The following is a 26,784-nucleotide window of genomic DNA, read 5'->3' as shown; positions in this document are numbered from 1 at the left end:
GTCCGCCCGGGCCGCGCCCCGCGTCCGCCGGGGCCACACCCGGGCCGCGCCGGGGCGGGCCCTTCGTCGCGGGCCGGCCGGGACTGTGCGGACGGGACGCGACCTCAGGAGGCGATGCCCACCGCGCGGCCGGTGCAGGCCGGGTCCGTCAGGGTGGCCAGGAGGGCGTGCGCGACGTCCGCGCGCGGGATGACCCGGCCGCCGCGCACGTTGGCGCCGATCGCACGGCGGTAGGTGCCCGTGCGCGGCTTGTTCTGCAGCATCGGCGGCCGGACGACCGTCCACCGGGTACCGCTCGCGTCCATCGCCGCCTCCATGACGGCGAGGTCCGCGTAGATGTCCCGGAGCAGTCTGCGCAGCAGCGGGTAGACCACGGCCCGCGTGAAGACGCCTTCGCCCTCCGGCAGCGGGCCGACCGGTGCGGCGCTCACGGCCGACAGCGGGCGCACTCCCGATCGGTCCATGGCCGAGGTGATCGCCCTCAGGGCGGGGCCCGCGACGGGTGCCGTCCGGGCCTGCTTGTTGTTCGCCGCGCCCAGTGCGGAGACCACCGCGTCCTGTCCGCTCACCACGGACAGCACCGCCTCCGGGTCGGTCACGTCGGCCACCGTGGCCACGCGCAGCCGAGCGTGGGCGGGAAGCGGCAGCCGTGCCGGGTCCCGTACGACGGCGGTCACCTCGTGTCCCGCGTCGAGTGCCTGCCGGACGACCTCGCGGCCGACGCCGCCCGTGGCTCCGAACACCGTGATCTTCATGGCCCTACCCCCGCACCGAGAGGTGGGTGAGTGCTTACTCACCCCTGCTTCCGCTAGGGTGAGCGAATGCTCACCCCCAAGTCAAGCCGCCCCACTCCCGAGCGGCTGCTCGACGCCGCGGAGAAGCTCATGCGCACCAGCGGCCTGGCCAACGCCACCACCAAGGCCATCGCCCGCGAGGCCGGATGCTCGGAGGCCGCGCTCTACAAGTACTTCGCGAACAAGGAGGAGCTGTTCGTCCGCGTGCTGATGGAGCGCACCCCCAACGCGGGCCCGCTCATGGCCGCCCTGCGGGCCGAACCGGGGGAGAAGGAAGGCGCGGACGGGGTCGAGGAGGGGCTCACCGCCATCGCCCGGCACGCCTCGCTCTTCTACGCGGACGCCATGCCCATGGCCGCCTCGCTCTTCGCCGAGCCCGCTCTGCTCACCCGCCACCGCGAGGGCGTCCTGGAGATCGGGGCGGGCCCGCACCTGGTCCTGGACGCGCTGGCCGGGTGGCTGCGGCGCGAGCTCGAAGCCGGCCGGTTGCGGCCCGGAGCCGACCCGCGGGCCGCCGCGGCGCTGCTGCTCGGAGCCTGCTTCCAGCGGGCCTTCTTCCTGCACTTCTCCGGGGCCCATGTGGTCCAGCCCGTCGAGGAGTTCGCCCCGGCCGTCGCCCGTACCGTGTGGGCCGCGCTGAGGTGAGCCGAGCCGAGCCGGGCCGTCAGAGCTCCGCCGCGTACGGCGGCTCCGCGCCCGCCCGCGTGCAGGTCAGGGCCGCCGCGTGGGCGGCGTGCGCCAGCACCTCCGGCCAGTCCACCGGACGTCCCGGCGCGGCCGTGAGCCGGTGCAGCAGGGCGGCGTTGACGGTGTCGCCCGCGCCGATCGTGTCCGCCACCGCCACCGGACGGGCCGCGGCCGAGTGCTCCGCGCCCTCCCGCGTCCAGGCCGTCAGGCCCGCCGCGCCCCGGGTCAGCACCACCGCCGACGGTCCGGCCGCGAGCCAGTCCTCGACCCGGCCGCCCAGCCAGGCGGCGTCCTCCTCCGACAGCTTGAGGACGCTCGTGTGCGGCAGCAGCCGCTCCAGGAAGCGCGCGCGGTACGCCGCCGGATCCGCGATCAGCGCCGGCCGGATGTTGGGGTCCAGCAGGGTCAGCAGCCCGCGTCGCGACTCCCGGCGCAGCAGGGCCTCGTACGCGCTCGCGCCCGGTTCCAGGACCAGCGAGCAGGTGCCGAGCGCGAGGGCCCGTACCCCCTCGGGGAGGGCGGGCGGCAGCGTGAACAGCCGGTCCGCCGTGCCCTCGACGTAGAAGCCGTACGAGGCCGAGCCGTCCGGGGCCAGCGAGGGCACGGCGAGCGTGGTCGGCTCCGGTCCGCGCTGCACCAGCGACAGGTCCACCCCGGCCGCCCGCAGCCCGGCCAGCAGGCTCTCGCCGAAGCCGTCCGAGGAGACCCGGGAGCAGAAGGCCACCTCTGCGCCGAGCCGCCCGAGCGCGAGCGCGGTGTTGTACGGTCCGCCGCCCGGCCGGGGCAGCAGCGCGCCGGGCGGCTGCGCCACGGGCACCAGGTCGATGAGGGCTTCTCCGCCGACGACGATCACGCGGGGGAAGCTACCTCATGGGGCGGAGGTATCGTCGGGTGGGCCGGGTCCCGGCCCGGGCCGAGGCCGTGCAGCCGGCCCGTACCCGGTTCGTACCCGGCCCCGCTTCCCGCCCGCAGCCCAGGAGAACCGCATGTCCGCGTCGCAGTCGCCCGCCCGCCGTACCGTCCTCAAGGGTGCCGCCGCGCTCGCCGGGGCCACCGGTGCCGGAGTGACCCTCGCGGCCTGCTCCACCGAGACCAACAGCGGGGGCAACACCCCCGCCACCCCCACCGCGCCGGTGGACCTGGGCGCCGCGGCCGACGTCCCGGTGGGCGGGGCGAAGCTGTACCGGGAGAAGAAGCTGATCGTCAGCTGCCCGGCGGAGGGCCAGTACAAGGCGTTCAGCGCCCAGTGCACGCACGCCGGCTGCGTCCTGGACAAGATCGTCGAAGGCGAGGGGAACTGCCCCTGCCACGGCAGCCGCTTCGACGTGAACACCGGCAAGGTCCTGCGCGGCCCGGCCTCCGACCCGCTGCCCGCCGTCGCGGTCCGGGCCGAGAACGGCAAGCTCGTCGCGGGCTGACCCGCGGCCGGACGTCAGTCCCAGTCCCAGGCGATCCCGAGGATCCCGCGCCGCACCGACTGTTCGACCAGGTGCACCGCCCGGTGCCGGCCGCTCGGCGTCAGGTCCACGAGGCCGGTGCGCGCGGCCTCGGGCGCGCCGCGGACGAAGCGCCGGCAGCGCACTGGCAGGGCCGCTTCGTCGAAGCTGACCTGGAGCATGTACTGGCCGCCGGCGTAGCTGAAACCGCGCACGTACTCGCGGCTGCGGGCGCCCGTGCCGTCCTCGATCCCGTAGCCGAAGACGTGCGTGTCCCCGCGCCGCAGCCGAGCGTCGAAGAGCAGCTCCGCGACCACCAGTCCGGCCTCCGGGTGGCAGCGCACCCGGCCCGTGCGGCAGTTCTCGTACGCCGTCACGCGCATCCGGGACACGTCGCATCCCGGGTCGCCGTGGTGGACGGCGAGGTAGCGGTCGACCCCGTCGCGGTGCGCCCGGACGATCTGCTGCGACTCGCGGACCCGCAGCTCGCCCGCCGGTCCTATGCGGACCCGCTCGTGATGGCCGACCGAGTGCAGCCCGCCGTCCGGCGGAAGGTCCATCCCGTCCAGCAGCCGCTCCACGGTCCTGCCCGTTCTGAGCAGGGCCCGGTACGAGCGGGTGGGCGGCCGGGCGGGCCCGGAGCCGGGTTCCGGGTCGGTCAGCAGGCGCAGCAGGGAGCCCTCGGGCAGCTCCAGGATCCGTTCCAGGGCGGTGACCGCCCGCAGCGACTCCGGGTGGCGCGGCCGCCGGGCGCCCTGCTGCCAGTAACTGAGGCTGGTGACGCCGACCTTGATGCCCTGGGCCGCGAGCCGGTGCTGCACCCGGTGCAGGGGCAGTCCGCGCGCGGCAAGGGCGGCCCGCAGGGCGAGGTGGAAGGGGCCGGCCCGCAGCAGCCGGCCGAGTTCCGCCGTATCGACGGTCGGTGGCATGGCGACTCCTCTGTGAACGTTCACACGGGCCGGCGCGGGGGGTTGCGGGGGCGCCTCCGGGAGAGCAGGTGACACGGCAGTAACCGTTCACACCACAGCCCCACCGTTCACACCGCAATGTCACCGCGTATTGAAGCGTGTTGACCTGATCGCGACAACTCCCTGATGCTCCTGAACAGCGTCCGGACGCGCTCCTCCACCCCCCATTCCCCACATTGGGAGGAACGCGATGCGCAACCGAAACCGGCGGCTCTCCCCAGCCGCCGCGCTCACCGCAGTGCTCACCGCGCTGCTGTTCGCCCTGCCCCTCGGCACCGGCACCGCCGCCGCTGCCGAGGCCGGCAGTGAATCCGCCCTCGCCGCCAAGCGCCTGAACATCACCATGCAGGCCCAGACGAAGACCAACTGGTGCTGGGCCGCGGGCGGCAACACCATCGCCACCTGGTTCGGCCGGAACTACAGCCAGAACCAGTTCTGCAACGCCGCCTTCAACCGCCAGCAGGGCAGCGAATGCCCCAACAACCAGGCCACCCTCGGCAACGTCCAGACCGGACTGCGCTGGGCCGGCATCAGCCCCGGCTCGTACGTCAACGGCTGGCTCCAGTACTCCACCGTCCAGACCGAGATCAACGCGAACCGGCCGGTCGAGACCCGGATCCAGTGGTCGAACGGCGGCGGCCACATGCACGTCGTCTACGGCTACGACACCGTGAGCAACTGGGTCTACTGGGGCGATCCCTGGCCCTCCAGCGACCGCTACAACTGGGCCTCGCACTCCTGGTACGTCAACAACAGCACCTTCTCCTGGACCCACTCCCTCTACCGGATCGGGGCGTGACCGCCATGACCCTGCGCGCCACTGCCGCCGCCGCGGTCATCGCCGCCACCGCCCTCCTCGGCCTCGCCCCGCAGGCCGTCGCCGCCCCGGGGGGCCCGGCCCCGCAGCCCCGGGCCGCCACCGCCGAGCACAGGGCCGCCGCCACCGAGGCGGCCACCGCGCCCGGCACCCTGGCCACGCTCTCCCGCTTCTTCGCCCGGGAGGGCAAGGTCTCCGCCACGGCCGCCCAGCCCCGGATCGAGGGCGAGGCGATCGCGGTCAACCACCTCTCCCCGGAGTTCGTCGCGGGCAAGGCGGGCGCGCCCGTCGCCCGGCTGGAGTTCCTCGCCAGCAGAGCCGTCTCCTCCGACGGCCAGCAGGCCGCCCTGTGGACCGCCCGGACGGAGGTCGGCTGGGAGGTGGTGAACATCGCCACCGGCGACGACGAGTTCCGCTACGCGCAGCTCGGCGCGGCGAAACTGCCCGGTGGGACGGTGTTCCGGGAGCCGCAGATCGATGCCTGGTACGTGACGGCGGACAGCAGGGTGCTGCCGCTGGACGAGGACGCGGTACGGGCCGTGGGCGCCGGGGGCACGAGCCTGGCCGCCTACCGGGCCCGGGTCGTCACGGCGTACGGGGACAAGCTCCCCGGCTCCGCCTACGCCGAGCGCGGCGCGGCCGGCGGCTTCGCCGAAGGCTCCGCGGCGGGATCCGCGGCAGGCGGGACCCCGGTTGCGGCCGTGGCCGGTGGCGCCGGTGTGCTCGCGCTGGGCGGCGCGGGGGTGCTGCTCCTGCGCCGCCGCGCCATGGCGTAGCCGCCGGCAGGGCCCGGCCCTCATGGGGCCGGGCCCTGCACGTCCGGCCGCGCCGCCGCGGCCGCGCCTCAAACGCCGGCGGGGCCGGTTCGCCGGGCTCCGTCCGGACCCGCGCCTCGAGCGCCGGCGGGGCTGGACCCGTCCGCGGACCGCGCCGGAGGCGTACGGTCCGTTGTCGGTGCGCGCCAGTAGGGTGGTTGGCATGGCCGACCCTTCCAGCTACCGCCCCAAGCCGGGACAGATCCCCGACTCCCCGGGGGTCTACAAGTTCCGCGACGAGCACCGCCGGGTGATCTACGTCGGGAAGGCCAAGAGCCTGCGCCAGCGTCTGGCCAGCTACTTCCAGGACGTCGCCGGCCTGCACCCCCGTACCGCCACGATGGTGACCACGGCCGCCTCCGTCGAGTGGACCGTGGTGTCCACCGAGGTCGAGGCGCTCCAGCTGGAGTACTCGTGGATCAAGGAGTTCGACCCCCGGTTCAACGTCAAGTACCGGGACGACAAGAGCTACCCCTCCCTCGCCGTCACCCTCAATGAGGAGTACCCGAGGGTCCAGGTCATGCGCGGGCCCAAGAAGAAGGGCGTGCGCTACTTCGGTCCGTACGGACACGCCTGGGCCATCCGCGAGACCGTCGACCTGATGCTCCGGGTGTTCCCGGTCCGCACCTGCTCCGCGGGCGTGTTCAAGCGCTCCGCCCAGATCGGCCGCCCCTGCCTGCTCGGCTACATCGGCAAGTGCTCCGCCCCCTGCGTCGGCCGGGTCACCCCCGAGGAACACCGCGAACTGGCCGAGGACTTCTGCGACTTCATGGCCGGCCGCACCGGCACCTACCTCTCCCGGCTGGAGAAGGACATGCACGCGGCCGCCGAGGAGATGGAGTACGAGAAGGCCGCCCGGCTGCGCGACGACATCGGGGCGCTGCGCCGGGCGATGGAGAAGAACGCCGTGGTGCTCGCCGACGCCACCGACGCCGACCTGATCGCCGTGGCCGAGGACGAGCTCGAAGCCGCCGTGCAGATCTTCCACGTCCGCGGCGGACGGGTCCGCGGCCAGCGCGGCTGGGTCACCGACAAGGTCGAGGCCGTCGACACGGCCGGGCTCGTCGAGCACGCCCTCCAGCAGCTCTACGGCGAGGAGAAGGGCGAGGCCGTCCCCAAGGAGGTGCTGGTCCCGGCGCTCCCGGAGGACGCGCCCGTGCTGGGCCAGTGGCTCGCCGACCGCCGAGGGTCCCAGGTCAGCCTGCGGATACCGCAGCGCGGCGACAAGAAGGCCCTGATGGAGACCGTCCACCGCAACGCGCTGCAGTCCCTCGCCCTGCACAAGACCAAGCGCGCCAGCGACCTGACCACCCGCTCCCGGGCACTGGAGGAGATCGCCGAGGCCCTGGAGCTCGACAGCGCCCCGCTGCGCATCGAATGCTTCGACATCTCCCACCTCCAGGGGGACGACGTCGTCGCGTCGATGGTCGTCTTCGAGGACGGGCTGGCCCGCAAGAGCGAGTACCGGCGCTTCCAGATCAAGTCCTTCGAGGGGCAGGACGACGTCCGCTCCATGCACGAGGTGGTCTCCCGGCGCTTCCGCCGCTACCTCCAGGAGAAGCTCAGGACGGGGGAGTGGGACCCCGAGGACGCCGACGCGGGCGGGGAGGTGCCCGAGGACGACGGGCGCCCCAAGCGCTTCGCGTACCCGCCCCAGCTCGTCGTGGTCGACGGCGGGCAGCCGCAGGTCGCCGCCGCCAAGCGGGCCCTGGAGGAGCTCGGGATCGACGACGTGGCCGTGTGCGGCCTGGCCAAGCGGCTGGAGGAGGTCTGGCTGCCCGGCGAGGACGACCCGGTCGTGCTGCCGCGCACCAGCGAGGGCCTCTACCTGCTCCAGCGGGTACGTGACGAAGCCCACCGCTTCGCCATCCAGTACCAGCGCAACAAGCGCGGCAAGCGGCTGAAATCCGGCCCGCTGGACGAGGTGGCCGGCCTCGGCGAGAGCCGCAAGCAGGCCCTGATCAAGCACTTCGGTTCGGTGAAGAAGCTGAGACAGGCGACAATCGAGCAGATCTGCGAGGTCCCGGGCATAGGCCGCAAGACGGCCGAGACCGTGGCCGCGGCCCTCGCCGGAGCGGTTCCCGCCGGTCCTGCCGTCAACACGGCCACAGGAGAGATCATTGAGGATGAGACTCCTGCGTCAGCAGGAGCATCGTCCGAACGGGGGACCGAGCAATGACCGAGCACGAGACCACGCACGACCGAGACGGAGCACAGGTGAGTACCGGCACGACAGCGGAGCCCGGCGAGACCGCCGAGGCGGCCATCCCCGAGCTGGTGATCATCTCCGGCATGTCCGGGGCCGGCCGCAGTACGGCGGCCAAGTGTCTGGAGGACCTCGGCTGGTTCGTGGTGGACAACCTCCCGCCGGCCCTGATCCCGACCATGGTCGAGCTCGGCGCCCGCTCCCAGGGCAACGTGGCGCGCATCGCCGTCGTCGTCGACGTCCGCGGCCGTCAGTTCTTCGACGCCCTGCGCGAGTCCCTCGCCGACCTGGACAGCAAGGGCGTCACCCGCCGCATCGTCTTCCTGGAGTCCTCCGACGACGCGCTGGTCCGCCGCTTCGAGTCGGTCCGCCGCCCGCACCCGCTGCAGGGCGACGGGCGCATCACCGACGGCATTGCCGCCGAGCGCGACCTGCTGCGCGAGCTGCGCGGCGACGCCGACCTGGTGATCGACACCTCCAGCCTGAACGTGCACGAGCTGCGCGCGAAGATGGACGCCCAGTTCGCCGGGGACGAGGAGCCCGAGCTGCGGGCCACCGTCATGTCCTTCGGCTACAAGTACGGCCTCCCCGTCGACGCCGACCTCGTCGTCGACTGCCGCTTCATCCCGAACCCGCACTGGGTCCCCGAGCTGCGCCCCTTCACCGGGCTCAACGAGGAGGTGTCGGGGTACGTCTTCAGCCAGCCCGGCGCCAAGGAGTTCCTCGACCGCTACACCGAGCTCCTCCAGCTCATCGCCACCGGCTACCGCCGCGAGGGCAAGCGGTACGTGACCATCGCGGTCGGCTGCACGGGCGGCAAGCACCGCAGCGTGGCCATGTCCGAGAAGCTCGCCGCACGCCTCGCCTCCGAGGGAGTCGAGACCGTCGTAGTCCACCGGGACATGGGGCGCGAGTGACCGCACGGACCCCGCGGCTGAGCCGCCTGCGCCGCCTCACCCCAGGACGGGGCGAGGACGGCGTGGGCCGCTCCGGCCGTTCCGGCCGCCGGCGCGGCGCCACGCCCAAGGTGGTGGCGCTCGGCGGCGGCCAGGGCCTGTCGGCCTCCCTCGCAGCCCTGCGCCGCATCACGGGCGACCTCACCGCCGTCGTCACCGTCGCCGACGACGGCGGATCCAGCGGCCGGCTCCGCGAGGAGCTCGGCGTGCTCCCGCCCGGCGACCTGCGCAAGGCGCTGGCCGCACTGTGCGGGGACGACGACTGGGGCCAGACCTGGGCCCGGGTGATCCAGCACCGCTTCCAGTCCGAGGGCGACCTGCACGGCCACGCGGTCGGGAACCTGCTGATCGTCGCCCTGTGGGAACAGCTCGGCGATCCCGTACAGGCCCTCGACCTGGTCGGCAAGCTGCTCGGCGCCCAGGGCCGGGTGCTGCCGATGTCGGCCGTCCCGCTGGAGCTGCAGGCCCTGGTCAGGGGGCACCACCCGGCCCGCCCCGAGGACGTGGACACCGTCCGCGGGCAGGCCACGGTGGCACTGACCCCGGGCGAGGTGCTCTCCGTACAGGTGGTGCCGAGCGACCCGCCGGCCGTACCGGAAGCGGTCGCCGCGGTGCTGGACGCCGACTGGGTGGTGCTCGGTCCGGGGTCCTGGTTCTCGTCGGTCATTCCGCACCTGCTGGTGCCGGAACTGCTCGACGCGCTGATGGAGACGAAGGCCCGGCGAGTGCTCTCGCTGAACCTCGCACCGCAGCCCGGTGAAACAGAGGGCTTCTCTCCGCAGCGTCATTTGGAGGTTTTGGCCCGACACGCCCCTAAACTCGCCCTGGACGTGGTGCTGGCCGATCAGGCCGCCGTGCCCGACCGCGAGTCCCTCGCCGATGCCGCGAAACGGTTCGGTGCCGCGGTCGAGCTGGCGCCCGTGGCCAGACAGGACGGCTCTCCGAAACACGACCCGGAGCTGCTGGCCGCCGCGTACGACCGTATTTTTCGGATGCATGGAAGGATCGGCCCATGGCGATGACGCCTGCGGTGAAGGATGAGATCTCCCGCCTGCCCGTCACCCGGACCTGCTGCAGGAAGGCGGAGGTCTCGGCGATCCTTCGGTTTGCGGGCGGGCTGCACCTGGTCAGCGGGCGCATCGTCATCGAGGCGGAACTGGACACCGGGATCGCGGCCAGACGGCTGCGCAAGGACATCCTGGAGATCTTCGGCCATTCCTCGGACCTGGTCGTGATGGCACCCGGCGGACTGCGCCGCGGCAGCCGCTACGTGGTCCGCGTCGTGGCCGGCGGTGACCAGCTGGCGCGCCAGACGGGCCTCGTGGACGGCCGCGGGCGCCCCATCCGGGGTCTTCCCCCGCAGGTGGTCTCCGGGGCCACCTGTGACGCGGAGGCGGCCTGGCGCGGCGCCTTCCTGGCCCACGGCTCGCTCACCGAGCCGGGCCGGTCTTCCTCCCTGGAGGTCACCTGCCCCGGCCCGGAGGCCGCCCTGGCCCTGGTGGGCGCCGCCCGCAGGCTGTCCATCGCCGCCAAGGCGCGCGAGGTGCGCGGAGTGGACCGGGTCGTGGTCCGCGACGGCGACGCCATCGGCGCCCTGCTGACCAGGCTCGGCGCGCACGAGTCGGTGCTGGCCTGGGAGGAGCGGCGGATGCGGCGCGAGGTGCGCGCCACCGCCAACCGGCTGGCCAACTTCGACGACGCCAACCTGCGCCGCTCGGCGCGCGCCGCGGTGGCCGCCGGAGCCCGCGTGCAGCGTGCGCTGGAGATCCTCGGCGAGGAGGTCCCGGAGCACCTGGCCGCGGCCGGCCGCCTGCGCATGGAGCACAAGCAGGCCTCCCTGGAGGAGCTGGGCGCGCTCGCCGACCCGCCGCTGACCAAGGACGCGGTCGCCGGCCGGATCCGCCGCCTGCTGGCGATGGCCGACAAGCGGGCCCAGGACCTCGGCATTCCGGGTACCGAGTCGAACCTCGACCTCAGCGAGGAGCTGGCCGACAACATGGCCGGCTAGGCACGGGCGTCGATTCGGCCGAAGGGGCCCGCGCGATCACTCGTGCGGGCCCCTTTGCCGCACGCCCCATTGACATGAGCATGGGCCGGTCTTGAGTCTGGCGTCCGAACGCTTTCGTGGCAGACGACGCCCAGGGGGGCACATGAGTCACCGCGCGAGATCGATCCTCGCCGCAAGCGCACTCGTCTTCGGAACCACACTCGCCGTGCTACCCGCCGCGGCGCAGGCCCAGCCGGGACCCGGCGCCGCATCCGGCGCCGACGAGGTACGGGTCTACGACGCCGACATCACCCGGGAACAGGTCCCGCTCGTCCTCGCCGCGGGGCAGGACGCGCACGAGCTCACGCACCGGGCCCCGGAGACCGGGACGGCCCGGGTCGAGCTGTTCCTCAGCGGCGCCCAGGCCGGAGAACTCGCCGCCCAGGGCGTCAAGCTCGCCGAGCGCAAGGTTCCCGCCCAGGGCCTGGCCCGGGCCAAGGCGGCCGGCGACGGGGTGTTCCGCCCGTACAGCGGCAAGGGCGGTCTCCAGGAGGAGATCCTGCGGACCGCGCAGGAGAACCCGGGGCTCACCAAGGTCGTCTCCATCGGCAAGACCGTCCAGGGCAAGGACATCCTCGCCCTGAAGGTCAGCAAGAACGCCAGGAAGACCAGGGACGGGGACAAGCCGTCCGTCCTCTACATGTCCAACCAGCACGCCCGTGAGTGGATCACCCCCGAGATGACCCGGCGGCTGATGCACCACACGATCGACAACTACGGCAAGGACCAGCGGATCACCAAGCTGGTGGACTCCAGCGAGCTGTGGTTCCTGCTCTCGGCGAACCCGGACGGGTACGACTACACGCACGCGGCCGACGGCGAGCGGCTGTGGCGCAAGAACCTGCGCGACAACGACGGCGACGGGAAGACCGGCCCCGGCGACGGGGTCGACCTCAACCGGAACTTCGCCTACAAGTGGGGCTACGACAAAGAGGGTTCCTCGCCGAACCAGGGGAGCGAGACCTACCGCGGCCCGAGCGCCTCCTCCGAGCCCGAGACCGCAGCCCTCGACCGCTTCGAGAAGCGCATCGGCTTCGACTACGCGATCAACTACCACTCCGCGGCCGAGCTGATCCTCTACGGCGTGGGCTGGCAGGTGGCCACCCCCACCCCGGACGACGTCGCCTACAAGGCGCTCGCCGGAACCCCGGAGAACCCCGCCGTGCCGGGCTACTACCCGCAGGTGTCCTCCGAGCTCTACACCACCAACGGCGAGGCCGACGGCCACGCCTCCAACGTCAACGGCATCATGATGTTCACGCCGGAGATGACCACCTGCCAGACCGCCTCGGCGAGCGACCCGAACGACCCGTGGAAGCCCGAGGACTGCGCCTCCGGCTTCAACTTCCCGGACGACGAGAAGCTCATCCAGGCGGAGTTCGCCAAGAACATCCCCTTCGCCCTCTCGGTCGGCGAGAGCGCCGCGACCCCGGACCGTCCGAAGTCCTCGCTGGGCCTGAGCGCCGCCGACTTCACCGTGGACGCCTTCGCCACCTCCTACGTCGCCCGCGGCGAGGACCAGAAGGTCTCGGTCACGGCGCGCAAGGCGCTGAAGGACAAGGAACTCAACTACCGCATCAACGGCGGCCGCACGCACGACGAGGACCTCAAGGCCTGGAAGGGCGGCGAGGTGTACGGCGGCGACGACAACAACTGGTTCGACGAGTACCGCGCCGAGGTCGACGGCGCGAAGCCCGGCGACAAGGTCGAGGTCTGGTTCACCGGCCGCGACCGCTCCGGCAAGCAGGTCTCCAGCGAGCACTTCACGTACACGGTGGCCGAGCGGCCGCGCGCGGACGTCCTGGTGATCGCGGAGGAGGGGGCCAAGGCCCAGCACGCCCAGACCTACGTCGACGCCCTGCGGGCGGGCGGCAGGTCCGCGGCGGTCTGGGACGTCGCCGTCCAGGGCGCCCCGCACCACCTCGGGGTCCTGTCCCACTTCCGTACGGCCGTCCACTACACCGGGGCCAAGACCCCCGGCGGCGAAACCCAGTTGGCGGTGCGCGACTTCCTGAACGAGGGCGGCAGGCTGATCGAGGCCGGTGAGCTGGCGGGCGGCAACGCCCAGGTCGGCCGCGCCGTGACCAACGACTTCAGCCAGTACTGGCTCGGCGCCTACGGCCGTACGAGCACCGCCGGAGCCACCGGCTTCGCCGGCGCCGGCGCCCTGGGCGGGACGCGGGGCGCCGTCGGGGACGCCGCGGGCAATCCGCTGAACGCCCCCGGCGCGTACATCGTGACCTCCGAGACCCTGGCGCCCGCGCAGTTCCCGCAGTTCAAGAGCGCCCAGGCGGGCGCCTTCACCGGGGTCGTGAACCCGTACGCCCCGTACGCCGGCACGGGCATGGCCTCGGCCCTGCACACCGACGACGACTGGAAGCGCCTCGTCCGTACGATCGACCTCACCGGGGTCACTGCGGCCGACCAGCCGCAGCTGAAGCTGGCGCTCAGCTGGAACACCGAGGAGGGCTACGACCACGCCGCCCTGGAGGCCCGTACCGCCGGCGGCGACGACTGGACCACGCTGCCGGACACGGGCGGCCTGACCAGCTCCACCGTCCCGGAGGAGTGCGAGGCCGGATTCTTCATGAACGGCCATCCCTTCCTGCGCCGGTACCTCACCCTCGACGCCGGGGGCTGCACCCCGCAGGGCACCAGCGGCAAGTGGAACACCTTCACCGGATCCTCCGGCGGCTGGAAGCAGGTCTCCTTCGACCTGAGCGCGTACGCGGGCAGGAGCGTTGAGCTCTCGCTCGCCTACATCACCGACCCGGGCTCGGGCGGCCGCGGAGTCTTCGCGGACGAGGCGCGCCTCTCCGTCAAGGGCGCCGACCAGCCGGCCGAGGGATTCGAGACGTCCCTCGGTGCCTGGACGGCACAGGCCGCACCTGCGGGAAGTCCCGAAGTGGCAGGTGACTGGGCCCGGTCCGGCGAACTGTTCAAGTCCTACGCCGCGGTCACTACGCGTAACACCGTGCTGCTGGGCTTCGGTCTGGAACACATGCCCACGGCGGCGGACCGTGCCGTACTCGTCGGTAAGGCACTTCGCGCGCTGCGCCACTGATCGGAGCCCCTCCCGTCACTCACCCTGAGTGACGGGAACCGAGGTCACGAGGTCCCGTTCCACAGCGTCCGGAACGGGACCTCGTGGGAGTACCCCCGCGAAGTAGGGGGAGTGTCAGGCCCCGACCGATGTCACCCAAAAGCTCACGGAGAGGTAGGGTCGTAAGCGGTCGGGGACATCCCATACAGCTCGCCGGCGCTCTTACCGGCGCACCAACGAGGAGATCGGTTCGTGACGATCCGCGTAGGCATCAACGGTTTTGGCCGAATTGGCCGTAACTATTTCCGGGCGCTCCTGGAGCAGGGAGCGGACATCGAGATCGTCGGTGTCAACGACCTGACTGACAACGCGACCCTGGTGCATCTGCTCAAGTACGACACCATCCTGGGCCGCCTCAAGGCCGAGGTCTCCCACACCGACGACAGCATCACCGTCGGTGGCCAGACCTTCAAGACCTTCGCAGAGCGTGACCCCGCGAACCTCCCGTGGGGCGAGCTGGGCGCCGACATCGTCATCGAGTCGACCGGCATCTTCACCAAGAAGGCCGACGCCGCCAAGCACATCGCCGCGGGCGCGAAGAAGGTCCTCATCTCGGCTCCGGCCAAGGACGAGGACATCACCATCGTGATGGGCGTCAACCACGACAAGTACGACGCGGCCAGCCACCACGTCATCTCCAACGCCTCCTGCACCACCAACTGCGTGGCGCCGATGGCCAAGGTCCTCGACGAGAACTTCGGCATCGTCAAGGGCATGATGACGACGGTCCACGCGTACACGAACGACCAGCGCATCCTGGACTTCCCGCACTCGGACCTGCGCCGCGCCCGCGCCGCCGCCGAGAACATCATCCCGACCTCCACCGGTGCCGCCAAGGCCACCGCGCTGGTCCTCCCGCAGCTCAAGGGCAAGCTCGACGGCATCGCCATGCGCGTCCCGGTCCCGACCGGCTCGGTCACCGACCTGGTCCTCGAGCTCTCCCGCGAGACCACGGTGGAAGAGATCAACGCGGCCTTCCAGAAGGCTTCGGAGGGGCAGCTCAAGGGCATCCTCGACTACACCGAGGACGCGATCGTCTCTTCCGACATCGTGAACTGGCCCGCGTCCTGCACCTTCGACTCCTCCCTGACCATGGTTCAGGACGGCACGCAGGTCAAGGTCGTCGGCTGGTACGACAACGAGTGGGGCTACTCCAACCGTCTCGTCGACCTCACCGTCTTCGTCGGCGGTCAGCTCTAAGAACGTAGGGCAAGGCACCACGATGTGAGCACAGGGTCCGAGCAGCGCAACGAAGCGCCGCACGGGCCCTGTTGCTTGCCTCGTTATTTCCTTCCTCGCCCTTCGAGTGAAGGCTAAAGGAGTAGAAACACATGAAGACGATCGATGAACTGCTCGCCGAGGGCGTCAAGGGCAAGCGGGTCTTCGTCCGCGCGGACCTGAACGTTCCGCTGGCCGAGGGCAACATCACCGACGACGGCCGCATCCGCGCCGTCCAGCCCACGATCGCGAAGCTCGCCGAAGCCGGCGCCCGCGTCATCGTGGCATCGCACCTCGGCCGCCCGAAGGGCACCGGCACGGAGCCGGCGTTCTCGCTCGCCCCGGCCGCCGCGCGCCTCGGTGAACTCCTCGGCGCGGACGTCGCGTTCGCCACCGACACCGTCGGCGCCTCCGCCAAGGAGACCGTCGCGGCCCTCACCGACGGCCGGGTGGCCGTCATCGAGAACCTGCGCTTCAACGCCGGCGAGACCTCCAAGGACGACGCCGAGCGCGGCGCCTTCGCGGACCAGCTCGCCGAGCTCGCCGACATCTACGTCGGCGACGGCTTCGGCGCGGTGCACCGCAAGCACGCCTCGGTCTTCGACCTGCCCGCCCGCCTCCCGCACGCGGCCGGATACCTCATCGCCACCGAGGTCGGCGTCCTGAAGAAGCTGACCGCCGAGGTCGAGCGCCCGTACGTGGTGGTCCTCGGCGGCGCCAAGGTCTCCGACAAGCTCGCCGTCATCGACGAGCTGCTCGGCAAGGCCGACCGCATCCTCATCGGCGGCGGCATGGCGTACACCTTCCTCTACGCCAAGGGCTACGAGGTCGGCATCTCCCTGCTCCAGAAGGACCAGGTGGAGGTCGTCAAGGAGTACATGCAGCGCGCCGAGGACACCGGGGTCGAGCTGGTCCTCCCGGTCGACGTGCTGGTCTCCGCGGAGTTCCCGGACCTCAAGGGCAAGACCCCGGCCGACTTCACGGTCGTCGACGCGGACAAGATCCCCGCCGACAAGGAGGGCCTGGACATCGGCCCGAAGACGCGTGAGCTGTACGCGTCGAAGATCGCCGACGCGAAGACCGTCTTCTGGAACGGTCCCGTGGGCGTCTTCGAGCACCCGGACTACGCCGGGGGCACCACGGCCGTCGCCCAGGCCCTGCTCGACAGCAGTGCCTTCACCGTCGTCGGCGGTGGCGACAGTGCCGCCGCGGTCCGCATCCTGGGCTTCGACGAGAATGCTTTCGGCCACATCTCGACCGGTGGCGGCGCCTCCCTCGAATACCTCGAGGGCAAGACGCTCCCCGGCCTCGCCGCCCTGGAGGGCTGAACCCGTATGACCACGCGCACCCCGCTCATGGCGGGCAACTGGAAGATGAACCTCAACCACCTCGAGGCCATCGCCCACGTCCAGAAGCTCGCCTTCGCCCTGGCCGACAAGGACTACGACGCCGTCGAGGTCGCGGTCCTGCCGCCCTTCGTCGACCTGCGTTCCGTCCAGACCCTGGTCGACGGCGACAAGCTGAAGATCAAGTACGGCGCCCAGGACATCTCCGCGCACGACTCCGGTGCCTACACCGGTGAGATCTCCGGCCCCATGCTGTCGAAGCTGAAGTGCACGTACGTGGCCGTCGGCCACAGCGAGCGCCGCCAGTACCACGGTGAGAACGACGAGATCTGCAACGCCAAGGTCAAGGCCGCCTTCAAGCACGGGATCACCCCGATCCTCTGCGTCGGCGAGGGCCTGGACATCCGCAAGGCCGGCCAGCAGGTCGCGTACACGCTGACCCAGCTCGACGGCGGCCTGGCGGGCGTCCCGGCCGAGCAGGCCGAGTCCATCGTGATCGCCTACGAGCCCGTCTGGGCCATCGGGACCGGCGAGGTCGCCACCCCCGACGACGCCCAGGAGGTCTGCGGGGCGATCCGCGGCCGTCTCGCCGAGCTGTACTCGCAGGAGCTGGCCGACAAGGTCCGCATCCAGTACGGCGGCTCCGTGAAGTCCGGGAACATCGCGGCGATCATGGCCCAGCCCGACGTCGACGGCGCGCTGATCGGCGGCGCGGCGCTGGACGCGGACGAGTTCGTCAAGATCGTCCGCTTCCGCGACCAGTGAGTATGCGGTAGGGCCGATCCGTCGTACCCTTGCGGGGGCCAGGGGCTGAACCTTCAGCCGCTGGCCCCCGCGCACATCTCGCAAAGCCGGAATGCCTGAAAAGCCAGAAAGTAGGAATCAGCCGTGATTATGGGGTTCTCGATCGCCCTGATCGTCTTCAGCGCCCTGCTGATGCTGCTCGTGCTGATGCACAAGGGCAAGGGCGGCGGCCTCTCCGACATGTTCGGCGGCGGTATGCAGTCGTCGGTCGGCGGTTCCTCCGTCGCGGAGCGCAACCTGGACCGCATCACCGTGGTCGTGGGTCTGCTGTGGTTCGCGTGCATCGTCGCGCTCGGCCTGCTGGTGAAGACGAGCAGCTGACCGTTCTGGCCATTCCGGCAGTCCGGTCGGCACCACCCGGCCTATCATGAGGGCCGGCGTTCATCGCGTGGAATCAGTAACTCCGCTCACTGGACGTGCGTTGGGCCTTACGTAGACTTGGGCGCTCCGCGGCGGGATATCCACTCACACTCCGCGGCACCATCACGCAGGGAGTTACGACCGTGGCAAGTGGCAACGCGATCCGTGGTAGCCGGGTCGGAGCGGGGCCGATGGGTGAGGCAGAGCGCGGCGAGTCCGCGCCCCGCCTGCGCATCTCCTTCTGGTGCTCGAACGGGCACGAGACGCAGCCGAGCTTCGCCAGCGACGCGCAGGTGCCGGACACCTGGGACTGCCCGCGCTGCGGGTTCCCTGCCGGCCAGGACAGGGACAACCCGCCCGCGCCGCCGCGCACCGAGCCCTACAAGACGCACCTGGCGTACGTGAGGGAACGGCGCTCGGACGCCGACGGCGAGGCGATCCTCGCCGAGGCGCTCGCCAAGCTCCGCGGCGAGATCTGAGACGACGCGCAACGCAAGACGTGAGGCCCGGTCCCACAGGAACTTCTCCTGTGGGGCCGGGCCTCTTTGTGTGCGTTGTGCCGCTTGTGATCCCTTAAGTTGGAGAACGGCGGGGCACGACAGGACGGAAGAAGTGGGTTGATGTCCGAGATGAATGCAGGCAGCCGTACGAAGCTGACCCGGACGCCCGAGTGGCTGGCACTCGGCAAGCACCGGGAGGAGTTCGGGCAGACGCATCTGCGCGAGCTCTTCGAGGAGAATCCCGGCCGCGGCTCCGGCTACACCCTGCAGGTCGGCGACCTGCACATCGACTACTCGAAGCACCTCGTCACGGACGAGACGCTCGCCCTGCTCCGCGAGCTCGCCGAGGCCACGGGCGTGGCGGAGCTGCGCGAGGCCATGTTCCGCGGCGAGAAGATCAACACGACCGAGGACCGGGCGGTGCTGCACACCGCCCTGCGCGCACCGGCGGACGCCGTCGTCGACGTGGACGGCGAGAACGTCGTCCCCGGCGTGCACGCCGTCCTCGACAAGATGGCGGCCTTCGCCGACCAGATCAGGTCGGGAGCCTGGACCGGCTTCACCGGCAAGCGCATCAAGAACGTCGTCAACATCGGCATCGGCGGCTCCGACCTGGGCCCGGCCATGGCGTATGAGGCCCTGCGCGCCTTCTCCGACCGCAATCTGACGGTGCGCTTCGTGTCCAACGTCGACGGCGCGGACCTGCACGAGGCCGTGCGGGACCTGGACCCGTCCGAGACGCTGTTCATCATCGCCTCCAAGACGTTCACCACCATCGAGACCATCACCAACGCCACCTCGGCGCGCGGCTGGCTGCTCGCCGGGCTCGGCGGGGACCAGGCCGCCGTGGCACGGCACTTCGTGGCCCTGTCGACCAACGCCGAGAAGGTCACCGGCTTCGGCATCGATCCGGCCAACATGTTCGGGTTCTGGGACTGGGTCGGCGGACGCTACTCCTTCGACTCGGCCATCGGCCTCTCGCTGATGATCGCGATCGGCCCGGCCGCCTTCCGGGAGATGCTCGGCGGCTTCCACGCCATGGACGAGCACTTCCGCACGGCCCCGGCGCAGGAGAACGCCCCGCTCCTGATGGGCCTGTTGGGCATCTGGTACGGCGCCTTCTTCGACGCCCAGTCGCACGCGGTGCTCCCGTACAGCCACTATCTCTCGCGCTTCACGGCGTACTTGCAGCAGCTGGACATGGAGTCCAACGGCAAGTCGGTGGACCGCGACGGCAACCCGGTGGAGTGGCAGACCGGCCCGGTGGTCTGGGGCACGCCCGGCACCAACGGGCAGCACGCCTACTACCAGCTGATCCACCAGGGGACGAAGGTGATCCCTGCGGACTTCATCGGCTTCGCCCGGCCGGTGGCGGAGCTGGAGTCGGCCACGGCCGCCCAGCACGACCTGCTGATGGCCAACTTCTTCGCGCAGACCCAGGCGCTGGCCTTCGGCAAGACGGCGGACGAGGTGCGCGCCGAGGGCGCCGCGGAGTCGCTGGTCCCGCACAAGACCTTCCACGGGAACCACCCGACGACCACGATCCTGGCGACCGAGCTCACGCCGACGGTGCTGGGCCAGCTGATCGCGCTCTACGAGCACAAGGTGTTCGTCCAGGGCGCGGTGTGGAACATCGACTCCTTCGACCAGTGGGGCGTCGAGCTCGGCAAGGTGCTCGCCAAGCGCGTCGAGCCCGCGCTGAGCGAGGGCGCGGACGTGCCGGGGCTGGACGCCTCGACGAAGGCCCTGGTGGCCACCTACCGGAAGCTGCGCGGCCGGAACTGACCCCGAGAGACGGAGAAGGGCCCGCTCCCCGGGAGGAGCGGGCCCTTCTCCGTCCGGACCGCTCAGGTCAGGACGAGGCAGGCGGGTACATGCCGGTCGGCAGCTTGGCCGCCGCCGCGCGGTCCAGGAGCCACAGGGTGCGGGAGCGGCCGTAGGCCGCCGCCGCCGGGGCCTGGACCTCGCCCGCGCCGCCGAGGGCCAGGGAGACCGCGCCGGCCTTGTCCTCGCCCGCCGCCAGCAGCCAGACCTCGCGGGCCGCCCGGATCGCCGGGAGCGTGAGCGAGATCCGGGTGGGCGGGGGCTTGGGCGCGCCGTGGACGCCGACCACCGTGCGGTCGGTCTCGCGGGCCGCCGGGTGCTCCGGGAAGAGCGAGGCCACGTGCGTGTCCGGGCCCACGCCCAGCATGAGCACGTCGAAGGTGGGGACCGGACCGTGGTCCTCGGGGCCGGCCGCCTTCGCCAGCTCGGCCGCGTACGAGGCAGCCGCCGCGTCCACGTCCGCCCCGTACGGGCCGTCCGAGGCCGGCATCACGTGCACGCGGGCGGGGTCCACCGGGACCGAGTCCAGGAGGGCCTCGCGGGCCTGGGTGTGGTTGCGCTCGGGGTCGTCGGCGGGGACGTAGCGCTCGTCGCCCCACCAGAGGTCCAGCCGGGCCCAGTCGATCGCGTCCCGCGCCGGGGCGGCGGCCAGTGCCGCGAGCAGGCCGTTGCCGTTGCGTCCGCCGGTGAGGACGACGGACGCGGAGCCGCGGGCCGTCTGCGCGTCCACGATCTTCGTGATGAGCCGGGCCGCGGTGGCCTGGGCCATCAGTTCCTTGTCCCGGTGGACGACGACCTGGGGAGTCGTCATACCCATGTGCTGCCGCCTTCTTGGTCGTGCGGGTGGGATGCGGTGCGGGTGCCGCTGCGCGGAGACGCCCCCGCCCCGCCTGTCTCCGTTTCCCGGGCTCTGCCCGGACCCGGTCCTCGAACGCCGGACGGGCTGACGATCCAGCCTCGCCGGCGTTCGAGGCGCGGGGTCCGGGGAGGAGCCCCAGCACGGTCCCGCAGGGGCCTCTACTTGGCCTTGGCCCTCTTGGGCTTCGGAGCCGGCGCCGGCGTCGGAGTCGGCTCCGCGGCCTGCTCCGCCGGAGCATCGGCGGGGGCCGGCTCGGCCGGAGCCGCCGAGGCCTCCAGCCGCGCCACGCCGAACTTCACCGAGGCCTCGTAGGTGTTGTCCGGGTCCAGCCGGCGCAGCTCCTCCGCCAGCAGCTCGGCCGTGTCGCGGCGCTTGAGCGCCACCGCACGGTCGGGCTGCCCCGGCATGCAGAGCGTGGCCAGCGCGCCGTCCGCCCGGTCCAGGACGATGTCGCCGTCCTTGGTGGACAGCCGTACGGCCGTCAGACCCGGGCCCGACGACAGCGTGCGCCTGACGGGGACCTGGAGCCGGTCCGCCAGCCACATGGCCAGCAGTTCGCAGCTCGGGTTCTCGTCCTCGCCCTCGACGGTCGCCGAGACGACCGACAGGGCCTGCTGGTCCAGTGCCGCCGCCAGCATGGAGCGCCACGGGGTGATCCGGGTCCACGAGAGGTCCGTGTCCCCGGGGGCGTACGCCGCCGCCCGCCCGCCGAGCGCCCTGATCGGGTCCTCGCAGGAGTACGTGTCCGTGATCCGGCGCTGCCCCAGCGCACCCAGCGGATCGCCCGCCAGGTCCGTGGGAGCACCGTCCGGCCACCAGACGACCACGGGGGCGTCCGGCAGGAGCAACGGGAGAACCACTGACTGGGCGTGGTCGACCAGTTCGCCGTGAAGGCGGAGCACAACCGTTTCGCCGCTGCCGGAGTCCGCCCCGACGCGGACTTCCGCGTCGAGGCGGGCGTCGCGGCGGCTGCGTGGCGAACGGCTGGCCCGCTTGATGACGACGACGATCCGCGAGGGGTGTTCGTGGGACGCGTCGTTCGCCGACTTGAGCGCGTCGTACGCGTTCTCCTCGTCGGTCACGATCACCAGCGTGAGGACCATGCCGATGGCCGGCGTGCCGATGTCCCGGCGTGCCTGCACCATCGCGGCATTGATCTTGCTGGAGTTGGTCTCCGTGAGGTCGATCTTCATGGCCGGCGCCAGCTCCGTCCGTCTCGTGCGAGCATCTCGTCCGCCTCGACCGGCCCCCAGGTGCCCGACGGGTACTGCGCGGGCTTGCCGTGCTTGTCCCAGTACTCCTCGATCGGGTCGAGGATGTTCCAGGACAGTTCGACTTCCTGGTGACGGGGGAAGAGGTTCGCGTCGCCGAGGAGCACGTCGAGGATGAGTCGCTCGTACGCCTCGGGGCTCGACTCCGTGAAGGACTCGCCGTAGGCGAAGTCCATCGTGACGTCCCGGACCTCCATGGAGGTGCCCGGGACCTTGGAGCCGAAGCGGACCGTCACGCCCTCGTCCGGCTGGACCCGGATGACCAGGGCGTTCTGCCCCAGCTCCTCGGTCGCGCCCGACTCGAACGGCAGGTACGGGGCCCGCTTGAAGACGACCGCGATCTCGGTCACCCGGCGGCCGAGGCGCTTGCCCGTCCGCAGGTAGAACGGGACGCCCGCCCAGCGGCGGTTGTTGATCTCCAGGCGGATGGCGGCGTAGGTGTCGGTCTTCGACTTGGGGTCGATGCCGTCCTCTTCGAGGTACCCGACGACCTTCTCGCCGCCCTGCCACGCGGCCGCGTACTGGCCGCGCACGGTGTGCTTGCCCAGGTCCTCGGGCAGCTGCACCGCCGTGAGCACCTTGAGCTTCTCGGCCACCAGCGCCTTGGGGTGGAAGGAGCCGGGCTCCTCCATCGCGGTCAGCGCGAGCAGCTGGAGCAGGTGGTTCTGGATGACGTCACGGGCGGCGCCGATGCCGTCGTAGTAGCCCGCCCGGCCGCCGATGCCGATGTCCTCGGCCATGGTGATCTGAACGTGGTCGACGTACGACCGGTTCCAGATCGGCTCGAACATCGTGTTGGCGAAGCGGAGCGCCAGGATGTTCTGGACGGTCTCCTTGCCGAGGTAGTGGTCGATCCGGAAGACCTCGTCACGCGGGAAGACCTCGTGGACGACCTTGTTGAGTTCCTCGGCGCTCTTCAGGTCGTGTCCGAAGGGCTTCTCGATGACGGCACGCCGCCAGGAGCCGTCCTTCTGCGCCAGCCCGTGGTCCTTGAGCTGCTGGACCACCTTGGGGAAGAACTTGGGCGGGACGGACAGGTAGAAGGCGAAGTTGCCGCCCGTGCCCTGTGCCTTGTCCAGCTCCTCTATGGTCGCCTTCAGGGTCTCGAAGGCGGCGTCGTCGTCGAAGTCGCCCGAGACGAAACGGCAGCCCTGCACGAGCTGCTGCCACACTTCCTCGCGGAAGGGCGTCCGGGAGTGCTCCTTGACCGCGTCGTGGACCACCTGTGCGAAGTCCTCGTCCTGCCACTCGCGCCGGGCGAACCCGATCAGCGAGAAGCCCGGCGGGAGCAGGCCACGGTTGGCCAGGTCGTAGACGGCAGGCATCAGCTTCTTGCGCGACAGGTCACCCGTAACGCCGAAAATGACCAGGCCGGACGGCCCCGCGATACGCGGGAGCCGCCGGTCCTGTGCGTCACGAAGCGGGTTCGCTCCGTTCACAGACAAGGTGTTCAGGCCTCCGTGGGGGCGAGGCGCTCAAGCTCCGCCTCGGTCGACTTCAGCAGGTCGTTCCAGGACGCCTCGAACTTCTCGACGCCCTCGTCCTCGAGCAGCTGCACCACATCGTCGTACGAGATGCCCAGCTTCGCGACCGCGTCCAGCTCGGCGCGCGCCTGGTCGTAGGTGCCGCGCACGGTGTCACCCGTGATCTGCCCGTGGTCCGCGGTGGCCTCCAGGGTGGCCTCCGGCATGGTGTTCACCGTGTTCGGGGCGACCAGGTCGTCCACGTACAGGGTGTCCTTGTACGCCGGGTCCTTGACGCCCGTCGAGGCCCACAGCGCACGCTGCTTGTTGGCGCCGACGCGCTCCAGGGCGGTCCAGCGGTCCGAGGAGAAGACCTCCTCGTAGGCCTCGTAGGCCAGACGGGCGTTGGCGAGCGCCGCCTTGCCCTTGAGGGCCTTCGCCTCGTCGGTGCCGACCGCGTCCAGGCGCTTGTCGATCTCCGAGTCCACGCGGGACACGAAGAAGGAGGCGACCGAGTGGATCAGGGAGAGGTCCAGGCCGGCGGCCTTGGCCTTCTCCAGACCCGCCAGGTACGCGTCCATGACCTCGCGGTAGCGCTGCAGCGAGAAGATCAGCGTGACGTTGACGCTGATGCCCTTGCCGATGACCTCGGTGATCGCCGGCAGGCCGGCCTTGGTCGCCGGGATCTTGATCAGCGTGTTCGGGCGGTCCACCAGCCAGGCGAGCTGCTTGGCCTCGGCGATGGTCGCCGGGGTGTTGTGCGCCAGGCGCGGGTCGACCTCGATCGACACGCGGCCGTCCTGGCCGTCGGTGCGGTCGTAGACCGGGCGCAGGATGTCGGCGGCGTCCCTGACGTCCGCCGTCGTGATCATGCGCAGGGCCTCTTCCACGGTGACCTTGCGGGTCGCGAGGTCGGTGAGCTGCTGCTCGTAGCCCTCGCCGCCGCTGATGGCCTTCTGGAAGATCGCCGGGTTGGTGGTGACACCGACCACGTGCGACTGGTCGATGAGCTCGGCCAGGTTGCCGGAGGTGATGCGCTTGCGGGACAGGTCGTCCAGCCAGATCGCGACGCCTTCGTCGGAGAGGCGCTTGAGTGCGTCTGTCATGGGGTTACATCTCCTACTTGGGTTGCGTACCGGCGTCAGCGCGCAGCGGCTTCGAGGGATTCCTTGGCGGCGGCCGCCACGTTCTCGGCGGTGAAGCCGAACTCGCGGAAGAGCACCTTCGCGTCGGCCGAGGCACCGAAGTGCTCCAGCGACACGATCCGGCCGGCGTCGCCGACGTAGCGGTGCCAGGTCAGGCCGATGCCCGCCTCGACCGCGACGCGGGCCTTCACCGACGGCGGCAGGACGCTGTCCTTGTACTCCTGGTCCTGCTCCTCGAACCACTCGACGGACGGCATCGAGACGACCCGGGTGGGAACGCCCTGGGCCTGGAGCTGCTCGCGGGCCTCGACGGCGAGGTGCACCTCGGAGCCGGTGCCGATGAGGAGGACCTGCGCCGGGCCGCCCTCGGCCTCGAACAGGACGTAGCCGCCCTTGGCGGCCGCCTCGTTGCGCTCGTAGGTCGGCACACCCTGGCGGGTCAGCGCGAGGCCGTGCGGGGCACCCTTGCCGAAGACCTTGGTGTGACGGCGCAGGATCTCGCGCCAGGCGATGGCCGTCTCGTTGGCGTCGGCCGGACGGACGATGTTCAGGCCCGGGATGGCGCGCAGCGAGGCGAGGTGCTCGACCGGCTGGTGGGTCGGGCCGTCCTCGCCCAGACCGATGGAGTCGTGCGTCCACACGTACGTCACCGGCAGGTGCATCAGCGCGGAGAGGCGGACGGCGTTGCGCATGTAGTCGGAGAACACCAGGAAGGTGCCGCCGTAGATGCGGGTGTGGCCGTGCAGGGCGATGCCGTTCATGGACGCGGCCATGGCGTGCTCGCGGATGCCGAAGTGGATGGTGCGGCCGTACGGGTCGGCCTCCGGCAGCGGGTTGCCCACCGGCAGGAACGAGGAGTTCTTGTCGATGGTGGTGTTGTTGGAGCCGGCCAGGTCGGCCGAGCCGCCCCACAGCTCCGGGATGACCGCGCCGAGCGCGCCGAGGACCTTGCCGGAGGCAGCGCGGGTGGCGACACCCTTGCCGGCCTCGAAGACGGGGAGCTTGTCCTCCCAGCCCGCGGGCAGCTCGTTGGCGTTGATGCGGTCGAACTCGGCGGCGCGCTCCGGGTTGGCGGTGCGCCAGGCGGAGAACTCCTTCTCCCACTCGGCCTTGGCCTCGCGGCCGCGGTCCAGGGCCCGGCGGGTGTGCGCGATGACCTCGTCGGAGACCTCGAAGGTCTTCTCCGGGTCGAAGCCGAGCACGCGCTTGGTGGCCGCGACCTCGTCGTCGCCGAGCGCCGAGCCGTGGGCGGCCTCGGTGTTCTGGGCGTGCGGGGCGGGCCAGGCGATGATCGAGCGGGCCGCGATGAAGGACGGGCGGCCGGTCTCGGCCTTGGCGGCCTGGAGGGCCGTGAACAGCGCCTTCGGGTCGAGGTCGCCGTTCTCCTGCTGCGCGACGCGCTGGACGTGCCAGCCGTAGGCCTCGTAGCGCTTCAGGGTGTCCTCGGAGACGGCCGTCTCCGTGTCGCCCTCGATGGAGATGTGGTTGTCGTCCCACAGCAGGACGAGATTGCCGAGCTTCTGGTGGCCGGCCAGCGCGGACGCCTCGTGCGAGATGCCCTCCTGGAGGCAGCCGTCGCCCGCGATCGCGTAGATCATGTGATCGAACGGGGAGGTGCCGGGGGCGGCCTCCGGGTCGAACAGACCGCGCTCGTAGCGGGCGGCCATGGCCATGCCCACCGCGTTGGCGATGCCCTGGCCGAGGGGGCCGGTGGTGGTCTCGACGCCCTTGGTGTGGCCGTACTCCGGGTGGCCCGGGGTCTTGGAGCCCCAGGTGCGGAACGCCTCGAGGTCCTCCAGCTCCAGCCCGAACCCGCCGAGGTAGAGCTGGGTGTAGAGCGTCAGGGACGAGTGCCCCGCGGAGAGCACGAAGCGGTCGCGGCCCACCCACTCGGGGTCCGCCGGGTCGTGCCGCATCACCTTCTGGAAGAGGGTGTACGCGGCGGGGGCCAGGCTCATCGCCGTACCGGGGTGGCCGTTTCCGACTTTCTGGACCGCGTCAGCGGCCAGGATGCGGGCGGTGTCGACGGCCCGCTGGTCCAGTTCGGTCCACTCGAGCTCTGTGGTGGTCGGCTTGGTGCTCACCGTGGGTCAGGGCTCCTCTCCACATGTATGAATCCCGGTGACGAACGGTGCACCGGCGCGATTCCGAGCCTACCCCCGCAA

General features: G+C 71.3%; 23 protein-coding genes. 15 read left to right on the top strand and 8 right to left on the bottom strand.

What is annotated here, in order from left to right; translation table 11 throughout:
• Positions 1–104: 104 nt before the first annotated feature.
• On the bottom strand, positions 105–755 hold the full coding sequence (locus OG444_RS10605; RefSeq protein ID WP_327261918.1) for an NAD(P)-dependent oxidoreductase: 651 nt from the start codon (positions 753–755) through the stop codon (positions 105–107).
• A 66-nt stretch (positions 756–821) separates the two neighbouring features.
• Here OG444_RS10605 and OG444_RS10600 point away from each other — a divergent pair, with 66 nt between their 5' ends.
• Positions 822–1,439, top strand: a complete 618-nt coding sequence (locus tag OG444_RS10600; RefSeq protein ID WP_327261917.1) for a TetR/AcrR family transcriptional regulator — start codon at positions 822–824, stop codon at positions 1,437–1,439.
• A gap of 19 nt (positions 1,440–1,458) precedes the next feature.
• On the opposite strand, the gene OG444_RS10595 is transcribed toward OG444_RS10600, so the two are convergent.
• Positions 1,459–2,334, bottom strand: coding sequence for a carbohydrate kinase family protein (locus OG444_RS10595; RefSeq protein WP_327261916.1), 876 nt, complete (start codon positions 2,332–2,334; stop codon positions 1,459–1,461).
• 133 nt (positions 2,335–2,467) lie between these two features.
• On the opposite strand from OG444_RS10595, the gene OG444_RS10590 reads away from it, so the two are divergent.
• Entirely contained in the window at positions 2,468–2,899 is a 432-nt protein-coding gene (locus OG444_RS10590; RefSeq protein WP_327261915.1) for a Rieske (2Fe-2S) protein, read from the top strand.
• Between the two features lie 14 nt (positions 2,900–2,913).
• On the opposite strand, the gene OG444_RS10585 is transcribed toward OG444_RS10590, so the two are convergent.
• Entirely contained in the window at positions 2,914–3,846 is a 933-nt protein-coding gene (locus OG444_RS10585) for a hypothetical protein (protein ID WP_327261914.1), read from the bottom strand.
• Positions 3,847–4,075: 229 nt separating this feature from the next.
• Here OG444_RS10585 and OG444_RS10580 point away from each other — a divergent pair, with 229 nt between their 5' ends.
• The 13 genes from OG444_RS10580 (at position 4,076) to pgi (ending at position 19,842) form a co-directional block, all read left to right on the top strand.
• Positions 4,076–4,684, top strand: a complete 609-nt coding sequence (locus OG444_RS10580) for a papain-like cysteine protease family protein (RefSeq protein WP_327261913.1) — start codon at positions 4,076–4,078, stop codon at positions 4,682–4,684.
• 5 nt (positions 4,685–4,689) lie between these two features.
• Positions 4,690–5,478, top strand: coding sequence for a hypothetical protein (locus OG444_RS10575; protein WP_327266724.1), 789 nt, complete (start codon positions 4,690–4,692; stop codon positions 5,476–5,478).
• 202 nt (positions 5,479–5,680) lie between these two features.
• Entirely contained in the window at positions 5,681–7,696 is a 2,016-nt protein-coding gene (gene uvrC / locus OG444_RS10570; protein WP_327261912.1) for an excinuclease ABC subunit UvrC, read from the top strand.
• Positions 7,693–8,640, top strand: coding sequence for an RNase adapter RapZ (gene rapZ, locus OG444_RS10565; protein WP_030388929.1), 948 nt, complete (start codon positions 7,693–7,695; stop codon positions 8,638–8,640). Before uvrC ends, rapZ begins: the two co-directional genes overlap by 4 nt.
• Positions 8,637–9,701, top strand: a complete 1,065-nt coding sequence (locus OG444_RS10560; RefSeq protein ID WP_327261911.1) for a gluconeogenesis factor YvcK family protein — start codon at positions 8,637–8,639, stop codon at positions 9,699–9,701. The genes rapZ and OG444_RS10560 overlap by 4 nt, the downstream gene beginning before the upstream one ends.
• Positions 9,692–10,687, top strand: a complete 996-nt coding sequence (gene whiA, locus OG444_RS10555) for a DNA-binding protein WhiA (RefSeq protein ID WP_037792880.1) — start codon at positions 9,692–9,694, stop codon at positions 10,685–10,687. The genes OG444_RS10560 and whiA overlap by 10 nt, the downstream gene beginning before the upstream one ends.
• A 142-nt stretch (positions 10,688–10,829) precedes the next feature.
• Positions 10,830–13,790, top strand: a complete 2,961-nt coding sequence (locus OG444_RS10550) for a M14 family metallopeptidase (RefSeq protein ID WP_327261910.1) — start codon at positions 10,830–10,832, stop codon at positions 13,788–13,790.
• Between the two features lie 231 nt (positions 13,791–14,021).
• Positions 14,022–15,029, top strand: a complete 1,008-nt coding sequence (gene gap, locus OG444_RS10545) for a type I glyceraldehyde-3-phosphate dehydrogenase (protein ID WP_314249046.1) — start codon at positions 14,022–14,024, stop codon at positions 15,027–15,029.
• 131 nt (positions 15,030–15,160) lie between these two features.
• Positions 15,161–16,375: a phosphoglycerate kinase gene (locus OG444_RS10540; protein ID WP_327261909.1), complete on the top strand. Its 1,215-nt coding sequence runs from the start codon at positions 15,161–15,163 to the stop codon at positions 16,373–16,375.
• A 6-nt stretch (positions 16,376–16,381) separates the two neighbouring features.
• Entirely contained in the window at positions 16,382–17,158 is a 777-nt protein-coding gene (gene tpiA / locus OG444_RS10535) for a triose-phosphate isomerase (protein ID WP_327261908.1), read from the top strand.
• Between the two features lie 129 nt (positions 17,159–17,287).
• Complete coding sequence (secG, locus tag OG444_RS10530; RefSeq protein ID WP_327266723.1) at positions 17,288–17,518, top strand: preprotein translocase subunit SecG; 231 nt, start codon at positions 17,288–17,290, stop codon at positions 17,516–17,518.
• Between the two features lie 182 nt (positions 17,519–17,700).
• Complete coding sequence (locus OG444_RS10525) at positions 17,701–18,036, top strand: RNA polymerase-binding protein RbpA (protein ID WP_010352468.1); 336 nt, start codon at positions 17,701–17,703, stop codon at positions 18,034–18,036.
• 150 nt (positions 18,037–18,186) lie between these two features.
• Positions 18,187–19,842: a glucose-6-phosphate isomerase gene (pgi, locus tag OG444_RS10520; protein WP_327266722.1), complete on the top strand. Its 1,656-nt coding sequence runs from the start codon at positions 18,187–18,189 to the stop codon at positions 19,840–19,842.
• A 67-nt stretch (positions 19,843–19,909) separates the two neighbouring features.
• Here pgi and pgl read toward each other — a convergent pair whose 3' ends face one another.
• From pgl to tkt, 5 genes are all read right to left on the bottom strand, one after another.
• Positions 19,910–20,692 (bottom strand): 6-phosphogluconolactonase, encoded by a 783-nt coding sequence (gene pgl / locus OG444_RS10515; RefSeq protein ID WP_327261907.1) that lies wholly within the window; start codon positions 20,690–20,692, stop codon positions 19,910–19,912.
• Between the two features lie 206 nt (positions 20,693–20,898).
• Positions 20,899–21,933, bottom strand: coding sequence for a glucose-6-phosphate dehydrogenase assembly protein OpcA (opcA, locus tag OG444_RS10510; protein WP_327261906.1), 1,035 nt, complete (start codon positions 21,931–21,933; stop codon positions 20,899–20,901).
• Positions 21,930–23,456: a glucose-6-phosphate dehydrogenase gene (gene zwf, locus OG444_RS10505; protein WP_030016635.1), complete on the bottom strand. Its 1,527-nt coding sequence runs from the start codon at positions 23,454–23,456 to the stop codon at positions 21,930–21,932. The genes opcA and zwf overlap by 4 nt, the downstream gene beginning before the upstream one ends.
• 5 nt (positions 23,457–23,461) lie before the next feature.
• Positions 23,462–24,580, bottom strand: coding sequence for a transaldolase (gene tal / locus OG444_RS10500; protein WP_327261905.1), 1,119 nt, complete (start codon positions 24,578–24,580; stop codon positions 23,462–23,464).
• A 35-nt stretch (positions 24,581–24,615) separates the two neighbouring features.
• Positions 24,616–26,703 carry a transketolase gene (gene tkt, locus OG444_RS10495; protein ID WP_327261904.1) on the bottom strand — a complete coding sequence of 696 codons (2,088 nt, stop codon included), beginning with the start codon at positions 26,701–26,703 and terminating at the stop codon, positions 24,616–24,618.
• Between the last annotated feature and the right edge of the window lie 81 nt (positions 26,704–26,784).

Source organism: Streptomyces sp. NBC_01232, from assembly GCF_035989885.1.
Lineage (GTDB): Bacteria > Actinomycetota > Actinomycetes > Streptomycetales > Streptomycetaceae > Streptomyces.
Note: the sequence above shows the minus strand (reverse complement) of the source record. Positions and strands in the feature narration are given on the sequence as shown.

What these genes read in the sequence shown, in the direction of transcription:
- OG444_RS10605 (WP_327261918.1), bottom strand. Translation starts at nt 755, where the DNA reads ATGAAGATCACGGTGTTCGGAGCCACGGGCGGCGTCGGCCGCGAGGTC.
- OG444_RS10600 (WP_327261917.1), top strand. Translation starts at nt 822, where the DNA reads ATGCTCACCCCCAAGTCAAGCCGCCCCACTCCCGAGCGGCTGCTCGAC.
- OG444_RS10590 (WP_327261915.1), top strand. Translation starts at nt 2,468, where the DNA reads ATGTCCGCGTCGCAGTCGCCCGCCCGCCGTACCGTCCTCAAGGGTGCC.
- OG444_RS10585 (WP_327261914.1), bottom strand. Translation starts at nt 3,846, where the DNA reads ATGCCACCGACCGTCGATACGGCGGAACTCGGCCGGCTGCTGCGGGCC.
- OG444_RS10580 (WP_327261913.1), top strand. Translation starts at nt 4,076, where the DNA reads ATGCGCAACCGAAACCGGCGGCTCTCCCCAGCCGCCGCGCTCACCGCA.
- OG444_RS10575 (WP_327266724.1), top strand. Translation starts at nt 4,690, where the DNA reads ATGACCCTGCGCGCCACTGCCGCCGCCGCGGTCATCGCCGCCACCGCC.
- uvrC (WP_327261912.1), top strand. Translation starts at nt 5,681, where the DNA reads ATGGCCGACCCTTCCAGCTACCGCCCCAAGCCGGGACAGATCCCCGAC.
- rapZ (WP_030388929.1), top strand. Translation starts at nt 7,693, where the DNA reads ATGACCGAGCACGAGACCACGCACGACCGAGACGGAGCACAGGTGAGT.
- whiA (WP_037792880.1), top strand. Translation starts at nt 9,692, where the DNA reads ATGGCGATGACGCCTGCGGTGAAGGATGAGATCTCCCGCCTGCCCGTC.
- OG444_RS10550 (WP_327261910.1), top strand. Translation starts at nt 10,830, where the DNA reads ATGAGTCACCGCGCGAGATCGATCCTCGCCGCAAGCGCACTCGTCTTC.
- OG444_RS10540 (WP_327261909.1), top strand. Translation starts at nt 15,161, where the DNA reads ATGAAGACGATCGATGAACTGCTCGCCGAGGGCGTCAAGGGCAAGCGG.
- tpiA (WP_327261908.1), top strand. Translation starts at nt 16,382, where the DNA reads ATGACCACGCGCACCCCGCTCATGGCGGGCAACTGGAAGATGAACCTC.
- secG (WP_327266723.1), top strand. Translation starts at nt 17,288, where the DNA reads ATGGGGTTCTCGATCGCCCTGATCGTCTTCAGCGCCCTGCTGATGCTG.
- pgi (WP_327266722.1), top strand. Translation starts at nt 18,187, where the DNA reads ATGAATGCAGGCAGCCGTACGAAGCTGACCCGGACGCCCGAGTGGCTG.
- pgl (WP_327261907.1), bottom strand. Translation starts at nt 20,692, where the DNA reads ATGACGACTCCCCAGGTCGTCGTCCACCGGGACAAGGAACTGATGGCC.
- opcA (WP_327261906.1), bottom strand. Translation starts at nt 21,933, where the DNA reads ATGAAGATCGACCTCACGGAGACCAACTCCAGCAAGATCAATGCCGCG.
- tal (WP_327261905.1), bottom strand. Translation starts at nt 24,580, where the DNA reads ATGACAGACGCACTCAAGCGCCTCTCCGACGAAGGCGTCGCGATCTGG.